The following is a 10200-nucleotide window of genomic DNA, read 5'->3' as shown; positions in this document are numbered from 1 at the left end:
GCTCGTCGGAGGCGCGCTCCTGGTCGCCGCGCCCGCCATGCTCGCCCTGGGATGGTGGGCGGGCGCGGCCCGAGGGGGAGGGGGAACGCCGACCGCGATCCTGACCGGCGCCGCCGCCCTGCCCACGGTCGTGGTGGCCAGCGGCCTGGCCGCGCTGCTCTCCGGGGGTCTGGGCCTGGTCCCGCCGGTGTCGCTGCTGCCCCCGGGCAGACCGCCGACGGACAGTCCCGAACTGCTGGTCCTTCCGGTGCTGTCCATGGCGCTGCCGACCGCGTTCTTCGGCGCGAGTCTGTTGGCCGGGGCGGTGACCGACACGTTGCGGCGCCCCCACGTGGCCGACTCCCGGCGCCGGGGGCACGCCTCCTGGCGGATCGCCGCCGTGGACGTGCTGCCCTTCCTGCTCGCCCCCCTCACGCGCGTCCTCGCCGTCAGCGCGGGCGGGCTCGTGGCCGCCGCGACCGTGGTGGAGACCCTCTTCGGCTACCCGGGGATCGGTTCCCTCCTGGTGTCCTCCCTCGCCTCGCGCGACCTGCCCGTGGTCCAGGCCACGGCGGTGTTCGCGGCGGCGACCGTCCTGGCGGGCCTGCTGCTGGCCGACGCGATCGCGGTCGCCGCCGACCCCCGGGGGAGGAGACCGTGACCCGCGTACTGTTCTCCGTCCTGCTCGCCGCGGTGCTGGCCACCGCGGCCCTGGGGCACTGGCTGGCGCCCCTGGACCCCACGGCCCACGTCGGAGCCCCCTGGCGGGGACCCGTGCCGGAACACCCGCTGGGGACCGACGCCCTGGGCCGCGACGTGTGGTCGCGTGTGCTGGCCGGGGGAGGGCGGCTCCTGGCCGTCTCGGTCACGGCCGCCGTGTGCGCCTCCCTCGTCGGCGTCGTCGGCGGTCTGGTCGCGGGTTGGGCCGGGGGAGCGGCTGACCGGGCGCTCACCGCGGCGGCCGACCTGATGCTGGCCGTCCCCTCCCTGCTGCTGGCGCTGGTCGCGGCGGTCGCGCTGCCCGGCCGTGCGGCCGTCGTGGTCGCCACGGTCTGCGGCGGGGCGCCGCTCACCCTGCGCGTGGTCCGCGACGCCGTCCGCTCGATCCGCGAGTCAGGGTACGTGGAGGCCGCCCTGTGCCGGGGCGAGCGCACCGCCTCGGTCCTGACCAGGGAGGTCCTGCCCGCCGCGCGCGGACTGGTCGCGGCCGACCTGGGGCTGCGACTGGTGGTGGCACTCCAGGTCGCCTCGGCCCTGGGCGTGCTGGGCTTCGGGGTCTCCCCGCCCGAACCCGACTGGGCGCTGATGCTCCGCGAGAACATGGCAGGAGCGGCGATGAACCCCTGGGCCGTGGCCGCACCGGCAACCGCCCTGGGCGTGACCACGGTCGTCCTCGCCCTCTCCGCCCAGTTCTCCTCGCGTCGTGACGGCGTGCGGACCCGACACCGGAGTTCCATGAGGAAGGAGAACCACGATGCCTGAGGGGCTGGGAGCACGGGGGATCCGGGTGGTGGGGCCGTCGGGACGCACGGTGGTCGGTCCGGTGGACCTGCACGTGCCGGACGGACGGATCCTGGCGGTCCTGGGCGGCTCCGGCAGCGGCAAGACGAGCGCGGTCCTGGCCGCCCTCGACGCGCTGCCGCCCGGACTGGCCCGCGAGAGCGGTGAGGTCCGCTGGCACGGGACGCCGATCCCCGCCGGCGGTCCGGCACGTCGCTGGCGGCTGGCCCACACGGGGATCCTCGGCCAGGACCCGGCCTCGGACCTGCACCCCCTGCGCACGGTGTCCGCGCTGGTGGCGGAGGGCCTACCCCGATCCGGGGCCCGGAACGCGCGCGGGGCCGTGCGCGGCGTGCTCGCGGACCTGGGCCTGGACCCCGACGCCGTGTGGCGGCGCCGTCCGCACCAGCTCTCGGGCGGCCAGGCCCAGCGCGTGGCGCTGGCCCGCGCGGTCGTCGGCGATCCCCGCGTGCTGGTGCTGGACGAGCCCACCAGCGGACTCGACCCCGCGACGGTGGACCTGGTAGCGGAGGTGGTGGAGCGGCGGCGGGGGAGGCCCGGCCGGGTCACGGTCGTCGTCACCCACGACAGGGCCTTCGCCGACCGCGTGGCCGACGACCGCGTCGTCCTGGGGGAACGAGGGGAGAGCGCCCGGGGCGTGGAGCGCGCCGTACGCGGCGCGTCCGTCGGCGCCGAGGTGCTCGGGCTCCGGGGCGTGCGCGTGACCGCTCCCGGCGGGCGGGAGCTGATCACCGGAACCGACCTGTCGGTGCGCCGAGGCGAGTGCGTCGTGGTCCTCGGCCCCTCCGGAAGCGGGAAGTCCACGCTGCTGCGCACCGTCGCCGGACTGCGCCCGCCCGTCTCCGGAGACCTGGCCCTGGACGGGGAGCCGCTGCCGAGGCGGCTGCGCGACCGGGACCGGCGGTTCCTGCGCGCGGTCCAGTTCGTCGGGCAGGACCCGATGGGGGCGCTCAACCCGGCCCACCGGGTGGGGACGGCGCTGGCCCGCCCCGCGCGCGTGCTCCTGGGGCAGACGCGGGCCCGGGCCCGCGCCCTGGTTCCCGAACTCCTCGCCCGGGTCGGTCTGTCCGAGCACGTCGCGGAGGAGTACCCCGGGCGGCTCTCCGGAGGCCAGCGCCAGAGGGTCGCGATCGCCCGTGCCCTGGCCGCGCGTCCCGCGCTCCTGCTGGCGGACGAGGTGACCTCGGCCCTGGACGCGGCGAGCGCCCGCACGGTCCTGGACCTGCTGGACTCCCTGCGCGAGGAGCACGGGCTCGCCGTGCTCATGGTCACCCACGACCGCGACGTCGCGGCCCGGGCCGACCGGGTGCTCGCACTGGACCCCGGGCGCGGGGAACTGCTGCCCGGAGACCTCCCCGTGTCCTGACCGGCCCGGGACCGGCTTCCGCGGCCCCTCCGCGCCTTTGGTGCGCGCCCGCGGCCTCAGGCCTCGGGGAGGAGTTTGTACAGCCCGGCTTCGGCGGGGCCGTGGGGCAGGACCCGCAGGCGGTGGGGGGAGGTCTCGGCGCGCAGCGCGTCCTCGGTGACCGTCCACCAGTCGTAGTGGACGTCGTCGCGGGACAGGACCCGGTCCCCCTCGTGGACCTCGTAGGTCATGTGCCAGTTCACCTGCTCGGGGCCGCTGGGCTCGGCGGCGGCCCAGCCGACGTAGGAGCGCTCCCCGAGACCGACCTCGCTCATCCGCGTCCGTTCGATCCGTTGGGGGCGTAGCGGGGCGGCGAGGTTGAGCAGGACGAACGCTCCCGGTGCCAGGCGCGGGGCCAGGTCCTCCCACAGGCGGTCGCGTTCGTGCGGGCTGAAGTGGCCGAGGAGGTTGGCCATGACCATGCCGCCGATGCGGTCGGGCAGGTGTGCCGAGAGCAGGTCGTCGCCGTCCACGGTCACGCGGTCGCGCAGGCCGGGGGCGTCGGCGACGCGGGAGAGCAGTACCGTTCGCAGCGGGAGGGAGGGCTCGACGGCCAGGACGCGGGCCCCGGGCAGGGTCTCCGCGATGAGGCGGGTTCCGTGTCCTCCACCGGCTCCGGCGTCCACGACGGGTCCGGAGTCCGCGGGCAGATCGCCCAGGGCCTGGGTGAGGGCCGCGCGGTGGTGGTCCCACCATCCGGCGATCATCATGTCGAGGTACTGTCCGGAGCGGGCGTAGGGGTCGTCGTACTCGGGCATCGTGCGTCTCCTCGGCGAGGGGGCGCGCTCTGGGCGCCGTGACAGAAGTGATCGTCGTTTCGGTACGTCCGCCGAAGGCGGAGGTGGGCTCCCGTGGGAGGTCCACCGGTGTGAGGGGCGAGGTGGTGCCCCGCCCCTCACGGACGGGGGTTCGTGCGGCTACGGCGGCTGAGGCGCTCCAGTCCTCCACGACTCCACCGGAGCCACGTCACCGCCGGGTGGGCCGGGGGCGGTCACGCCGCCGACGCGCCGCCCTCCCGGTCACCAGCTCGACTTGGTGACGCCCGGAAGCTCCCCGCGATGGGCCATCTCCCGGAAGCGGATGCGGGACAGCCCGAACCTGCGCAGGTGCCCTCGCGGACGACCGTCCACGGAGTCCCGGTTGCGCACCCGCGTCGCGCTGGCGTCCCGGGGCTGGCGGCGGAGTTCGGCCACGGCCGCGGCGCGTACGTCCTCGTCGGTGTTCGGGTTCCTGATGAGGCGCTTGAGCTCGGCGCGGCGCTCGGCGTACCGGGCGACGGTGGCCCTGCGCTGCTCGTTGCGGGCGATCCTGCTCTTCTTCGCCATCTCAGACCTTCCCGCCGCGGGCGCGGATGTCGGCGACCACGCGCTCGATACCGCGCGCGTCGATGATCTTCATGCCCTTCGTGCTCACCCTGAGTCTGACGAAGCGCCCTTCGCCGGGCAGCCAGTACCGCTTGCTCTGGATGTTGGGGTCGAACCGGCGCCTGGTGCGCCGGTGCGAGTGCGAGACGGCGTTTCCGAAGGACGGCGCCTTGCCCGTGACCTGGCATACGCGGGACACGATGGTTCCTTTCTCGTCGGGAGGGGCCTCAGCGGGCCTGGTCAGGCCCGGGTCGTCGGGGTGTTGGACGGATAGGGCAGCAGGGCCATCTCACGCGCGTTCTTGACCGCCGCCGCGATGAGCCGCTGCTGGCGTGCGGTGACCCGGGTGACCCTGCGGCTGCGGATCTTGCCCTTCTCGGAGATGAACTTGCGCAGGAGGGCGGTGTCCTTGTAGTCGACGTGGTCCAGGTCCCCCAGGGGGTTGGCGAACTTCCGCGCGGACCCGCGCTTTCCCGGACGCTGTGCTGAAGCAGGCATGCTCACCTTTCTGGGAACTCCGCGAGGGAGCCGGGGACGCATGCCCGTTCCGCCCTTTGCCGGCGGCGGCTCCGGGCCGTGGCACACGTGTGCCCTCCTCACCCTCGACCAAAGTGAAAACGATTATCGTTTCTAAGAGACTACACGCTCGGGAGAAGGACGGAACCCCACCCCTTCGGTCGCTGCGCGTGGTCACCGGGGGAGTGGCGGCTCCAGGTCCCGGACGATGGCCGGAGCCGGGCCCGGAGCACGAGTCGACGCGGCGTGGAGGAAAACCGTTGGCCCCGCGAGGCGGCGAGGGGGACAGTCTGTGAGGCCATGGACGACGACGTGTGGAACACCCGGGTGGCCCAGCACTACGACGAGGCGTTCGCCCCCGCGTTCGCCCCCGAGGTCCTCGAACCGACTTCGGCTTCCTGACCCGCCGCGCCGGTGGTGACCCGGCTCTGGAGTTCGCGGTCGGTACCGGCCGCGTCGCGCTGCCCCTGAGCGCACGGGGCGTGCCCGTGTCCGGGATCGAGATGTCCGAAGCCATGGCGGCGCGGCTGCGGGCCGAACCGGGCGGTGACGCCGTCACCGTCACCCTCGGGGACATGGCCACCTGCCGGGCGCCCGGCAGGTTCGGGCTCGTCTACGCGGTCCACAACGCCATCACCCGTCTGCTCTCCCGGGACGAGCGGGTGGCGTGCTTCCGCAACGCCGCACGCCACCTGCTGCCGGGAGGGCGGTTCGTGGTGGAGGTCGGAGTCCCCGACCTCCAGCGCCTGCCGCCGGGGGAGTACGCACGGCCCTTCCACATCGGGCCGGACCAGGTGGGGTTCGACACCTACGAGCTGGCCGAACGGCGCATGGTCTCGCACCACCACCGGTTCGGCGGCGGGGCCGGTGAGGTCCTCCGCTCACGGCACCGTTTCGTCCGGCCCTCCGAACCCGACCTGACGGCCCAGCTGGCGGGGCTGGTCACCGAGGGGCGGTGGGCCGACTTCGGCGAGGCGCCCTTCACCTCCGCCAGCAGGCCACACGTGTCGGTGTGGCGCAAACCAACCGAGGGTTGAGGGCCGGGTGGACGGCCTTCCTGGTCGGTGCCGCCCACCCCTCGGGGGTGTCCACACGGATGCCGTGGTCGTCGCGGACGTTCCTCCGGTGGGTCACGACACCGCGACGTAGACGGTGTTGGACGCGTCGCGGCCCTGGAGGGGGTTGGGGAAGTCGACGACCTCCGCACGCGCCTCGGCGAAGACCTCCGCCAGGAGGGCGGTGAACTCCTCGTCGGGCGCGTCGTTGGACCACAGCGCGAAGACACCCCCCGGGGCCAGGAGGCGCTCCGAGAGGCGGCGCAGACCTTCCGTCGTGTACAGGCCGGCGTGACTGGGGTGGAGCAGGTGGGTCGGGGAGTGGTCGATGTCGACGATGACGGCGTGGAACGGCTCCGTACCCATCCTCGGGGCCGGTCCCGACCCGGCGCCGACCGACGCGAAGAAGTCCCCGTGCTCCAGGCGGCAACGGGGGTCGGAGGCCAGGGCCGAACCCGAGGGAATCAGCCCCTCACGGTGCCAGTCGATGACCTCGGCGAGCGCCTCCACCACGACGAGAGCGCCGACGTTCGGGTTCTCAAGCACCGTGTGCGCCGTGTATCCCAGCCCCAGACCCCCCACGGCGACGCGGAGGCCGTCCGCTCCGCCCAGTTCGGCCAGGGCCAGCCGAGCCAGCTCGACCTCGGCCGCGGTGAACAGACTCGACATCAGGAAGTCGTCGTCGAGCTTGATCTCGTAGACCTCCTTGCGGAAGAGGGGATCGTGCCGACGGCGGAGGCTGAGTTCACCCATCGGTGTCGCCCGCCAGTCCAGTTCCTGAAAACGGGCACTCATGGCTCTCTCCTGATCCTCGTGCGGCCGGAGACCGCTGCTGGCACTTCTCACCGCGCAACCTCCACGGAGGTCCCACGGCGGGGTTCGCGGACGGGCGGCACGGACCGTCACGGGCGACGCGCTCCTGCTGGCCCCGGCTCGACCCTAACGTAGGGGTAGGAACCCGGTGGCCCGCCGTGCTCGCGGTTTCCGTGGGGCGCGTGGGCCCACACGACGGCGGGGCCACCGGAAACGTCCCGGTGGCCCCGCCGCGGGGCGCGGTCGGAATCAGTGTCCGCCGACGAGGGTGCCCGACAGTTCGTTGTGCAGATGCGCGCTGGGCTCGTTGAGTCCGGTGATCTCGACCTCCACGCCGTGGCGGCGGAAGTGCTCGGAGACGTGGTCGAGGGCGGCCACGGCCGAGGAGTCCCACACGTGCGCGTTGGACATGTCGATGACCACGCGCCTGAGCCCCTCCTCCGCGTAGTCGAACCGGCCGACCAGTTCGTTGGTGGAGGCGAAGAACAGCTCGCCGTTGACCGAGTAGACGCGGGTGCCGCCCTCGGGGTCGAGCACGCTGGTGATGTCGGTCTGGCCCGCGGCCTTGCGGGCGAAGGAGACCATCGACACCAGCACGCCGACGATCACGCCCAGTGCCAGGTTGTGGGTGGCCACGACCACGGCGACGGTGACGACCATGACCAGGGTCTCGCTCCAGGGCATCCGCTTCAGGGTGGCCGGGGCGATGCTGTGCCAGTCGAAGGTCACGATGGCCACGAAGAACATCACCGCGACCAGCGCGGCGATGGGGATCATGCCCACCAGGTCGCCCAGGGCCACGCACAGGATGAGCAGGAACACACCCGCCAGGAAGGTCGAGACGCGCGTGCGGGCGCCGGACTTGACGTTGATCATGGTCTGGCCGATCATCGCGCACCCGGCCATGCCGCCGAAGAACCCGGTCAGGACGTTGGCGATGCCCTGGCCACGGGCCTCGCGGGCGTGGTTGGAGGGCGTCTCGGTCTGGTCGTCGACGACCTTGGCGGTCATCAGCGACTCCATCAGCCCCACCAGCGCCAGGGTGAGGGAGTAGGGCGCGATCAGCGTCAGGGTGTCCAGGGTGAGGGGCACGTCCGGGATCAGCGGCACGGGCACGGTGTCGGGCAGTTCGCCCATGTCCCCGACCGTCTGCGCCGGGATGCCCAGGGCCAGCGCGGCGGCGGTGAGCACGACGATGGCCACCAGGGGCGCGGGGACCACCTTGGTCAGGCGGGGCAGGCCGAAGACGATGGCCAGCCCGACGGCGACCATGACGTAGATCGGCACGCCCACGCCCTCCAGGTAGGGCAGCTGGGCCATGAAGATGAGGATGGCCAGGGCGTTGATGAACCCGGTCATGACGCTGGGCGGTACGAACCGCATCAGCTTGGCCACCCCGAGCAGGCCCAGGACGACCTGGATGAGCCCGGCCAGGATGGTGGCGGCGAGCAGGTGGTCGACGCCGTACTCCATCGACAGGGGCGCCACGACCAGGGCCATCGCGCCGGTGGCGGCGGAGATCATCGCGGGGCGCCCACCGAGGAAGGCGATGGACACGGCCATGACGAAGGAGGCGTAGAGCCCCACGCGGGGATCGACCCCGGCGATGAGGGAGAAGGCGATGGCCTCGGGGATCAGGGCCAGGGCGACGACCAGTCCGGCCAGCACGTCGGCGCGCAGTTGGGCGGCGGCCGGGATCCTGGACTTCAGGGACCGGGAGGTCTTCACGGGCAGATTCATGGAACCCATCAGGTTTCGGGCAGCCCACAGCAAGGACCGCGGTTGGTTCAGGCGTACGGCGGCGGCGCGGGGGAGCGCACGCGGGTGCGTCCCCGCGCCTGGGAGGGTCCGGTGCGGCACTCGTGGTGCCCCGGGCACGGCGTCGTCGCCGCGGACCGACCGTGTCGCTGGGACGGGCCGGGAGGAATGCGGTCCTCTCACGCTCTTGTGCGGGAGACGACCTGGAACGAACTTACCCTTACGTGAGGGTTCGAGTCACATAGAGCGACTGAGACAACTGTCACAACAAAGGCTCTTCGGCGATTTATCCAGATCAAGGCCGTGACATAGGTGACAGCCGCGTTTCCGTGGCAATAACCCAAAGTGATTTTCTGGGTGGGATCCTGGGACGTTCACACCCGCTGTTCACCCGTGCGGTCCAGGCGGTGCCGACGTGGTCAGACGGTGCGGTGGCGGGGCCTGCGGGCGAAGCACACCGCGATCGCCACGAGGGCGCACAGCAGTGCCAGTCCCATGACGCCCGGACGGTAGGACCCCGCCCACCCGTGGGCCAGGGACAGCAGGATGGGGCCCACGGCGGTGGAGGCGACCGCGACGGACTGCGTCAGCCCCCGCAGGGTGCCCAGGCTCGCCGTACCGAAGTAGAAGGGCAGCGCGGCGCTCTCCACGGCCCGGGCCCCGGAGGCCGCCGCGCCCAGTGCCGCGCCGTAGAGCAGCGCGCCGAGACCGGGGGAGACCAGGGCCAGCGCGTGCATCGCCATGGCCGCGCACATCAGCAGCTTGGGGGAGAGCCGGTCGGCGGCCGACCCGAACAGCAGAGCCGAGCCCAGGCCCGCGATGGTCTGGGGCAGGAAGTTGGCGGCGGCCTGCGTCGGCGTGAGCCCCTGCTCTCCGAGCACGGAGATCTGGTGGAAGAACACGGCGGTGGAGACCAGCCCGCTGCACGCGATCGCTCCGGCCATCGCCCAGAACATCGAGGTGCGGATGATCGCCCGGAGCGGCCACGCGGGTTCCTCGGAGCCGTCCCGCCGTTCCGTGGGGGAGCCTGCGGCCGTCGGGGACGTCCGGCGGACCCCGCGCAGTCCCCACCAGGCCAGGGGCAGCACGACCACCCAGATCAACGCACCCTCCGCGACGAAGGCGTACCGCCAGCCCAGAGCGGTGACCACGCGTTCGATGAGCAGGGGGAACAGGGAGATCCCGGCCGCACCGAGGGAGCTGGTCAACCCCAGCAGGGTGCCCCGGTTACGGGTCACGGAGATCGCGACGGCGGTCGTCGCGATCATCGTCATGCCGCCCTGGCCCAGGGCGCGTACCCCGACGAATCCGGCCGTCAGCCCGACGAGTCCCCGCGCGCAGGCCAACAGGACGAGGAAGCCGCCGAAACCGAGCGCCACCAGCGCGAGAACCCTCCGGACCCCGAAGCGGTCCACCGCACGGCCGATCCAGGGGAGCGCGAGCGCGCCGGACAGGGTCCCGGCCATGTAGGCGAGGGAGACGGCGGAGCGGCTGACCTCCAGGTCGGCGATGACGTGGTCGACGAAGACGGAGATACCGGCGGTCTGTCCCGGGCCGCTCAGGGCCAGGACCAGTGCGGACGCCGCCACGATCCTGGGCGCGGACCCGCGCGGGGCGGAGGTGTCGGTGGTGGACGGGGCGGAGGACAGCGCGACTCCTCGGAGGACGGGGGCGGTCCGGTGTTCACGCGCGGGGCCGCATGGCGGTACCGCGCGCACCCACGGGGACGGGAGCAGGCGGGGGGATCAGTATGCTTCCTCGACGCCTCCGGCGAGCAGGGGCTCCATGA

The 10200-nt window shown here is 73.0% G+C and carries 11 protein-coding genes; 4 read left to right on the top strand and 7 right to left on the bottom strand.

The genetic code is table 11. The annotated features are described in order from the left end of the window. The 3 genes from D455_RS0126245 to D455_RS0126235 form a co-directional block, all read left to right on the top strand. The coding region (locus tag D455_RS0126245; RefSeq protein ID WP_017573640.1) for an ABC transporter permease subunit at positions 1-640 on the top strand (640 nt) is incomplete at its 5' end. Beyond that, positions 637-1461 (top strand): ABC transporter permease, encoded by an 825-nt coding sequence (locus D455_RS0126240; protein WP_017573639.1) that lies wholly within the window; start codon positions 637-639, stop codon positions 1459-1461. The genes D455_RS0126245 and D455_RS0126240, both read left to right, overlap by 4 nt. Further along, a complete protein-coding gene (locus D455_RS0126235; RefSeq protein WP_017573638.1) occupies positions 1454-2866 on the top strand; it encodes an ABC transporter ATP-binding protein in 1413 nt (470 codons plus the stop codon). The genes D455_RS0126240 and D455_RS0126235 overlap by 8 nt, the downstream gene beginning before the upstream one ends. Positions 2867-2922: 56 nt before the next feature. On the opposite strand, the gene D455_RS0126230 is transcribed toward D455_RS0126235, so the two are convergent. From D455_RS0126230 to rpsR, 4 genes are all read right to left on the bottom strand, one after another. Continuing rightward, the gene (locus D455_RS0126230) at positions 2923-3663 is read right to left on the bottom strand and encodes a class I SAM-dependent methyltransferase (protein ID WP_017573637.1); all 741 of its coding nucleotides are present in this window, start codon (positions 3661-3663) and stop codon (positions 2923-2925) included. Between the two features lie 261 nt (positions 3664-3924). Further along, the gene (gene rpsN, locus D455_RS0126225; protein ID WP_017573636.1) at positions 3925-4230 is read right to left on the bottom strand and encodes a 30S ribosomal protein S14; all 306 of its coding nucleotides are present in this window, start codon (positions 4228-4230) and stop codon (positions 3925-3927) included. A gap of 1 nt (position 4231) precedes the next feature. Next, a complete protein-coding gene (rpmB, locus tag D455_RS0126220; RefSeq protein ID WP_017573635.1) occupies positions 4232-4468 on the bottom strand; it encodes a 50S ribosomal protein L28 in 237 nt (78 codons plus the stop codon). A 41-nt stretch (positions 4469-4509) separates the two neighbouring features. Beyond that, a complete protein-coding gene (rpsR, locus tag D455_RS0126215) occupies positions 4510-4767 on the bottom strand; it encodes a 30S ribosomal protein S18 (RefSeq protein ID WP_017573634.1) in 258 nt (85 codons plus the stop codon). A 500-nt stretch (positions 4768-5267) separates the two neighbouring features. Between rpsR and D455_RS31725 the strand changes: the two genes are divergently transcribed. Next, the gene (locus D455_RS31725) at positions 5268-5822 is read left to right on the top strand and encodes a class I SAM-dependent methyltransferase (protein WP_017573632.1); all 555 of its coding nucleotides are present in this window, start codon (positions 5268-5270) and stop codon (positions 5820-5822) included. A 93-nt stretch (positions 5823-5915) separates the two neighbouring features. On the opposite strand, the gene D455_RS0126205 is transcribed toward D455_RS31725, so the two are convergent. The 3 genes from D455_RS0126205 to D455_RS0126195 all read right to left on the bottom strand — a co-directional run bounded on the left by D455_RS0126205 (position 5916) and on the right by D455_RS0126195 (position 10000). After that, positions 5916-6635 (bottom strand): polyamine aminopropyltransferase, encoded by a 720-nt coding sequence (locus D455_RS0126205; RefSeq protein ID WP_017573631.1) that lies wholly within the window; start codon positions 6633-6635, stop codon positions 5916-5918. Positions 6636-6902: 267 nt separating this feature from the next. Then, positions 6903-8402, bottom strand: coding sequence for a SulP family inorganic anion transporter (locus D455_RS0126200; protein WP_017573630.1), 1500 nt, complete (start codon positions 8400-8402; stop codon positions 6903-6905). A gap of 428 nt (positions 8403-8830) precedes the next feature. Continuing rightward, positions 8831-10000, bottom strand: a complete 1170-nt coding sequence (locus D455_RS0126195; RefSeq protein ID WP_040685140.1) for an MFS transporter — start codon at positions 9998-10000, stop codon at positions 8831-8833. Positions 10001-10200 lie beyond the last annotated feature (200 nt).

The sequence above is a fragment of the Nocardiopsis halotolerans DSM 44410 genome, from assembly GCF_000341065.1.
Lineage (GTDB): Bacteria > Actinomycetota > Actinomycetes > Streptosporangiales > Streptosporangiaceae > Nocardiopsis > Nocardiopsis halotolerans.
This window is presented reverse-complemented; position numbering and strand designations above follow the sequence as displayed.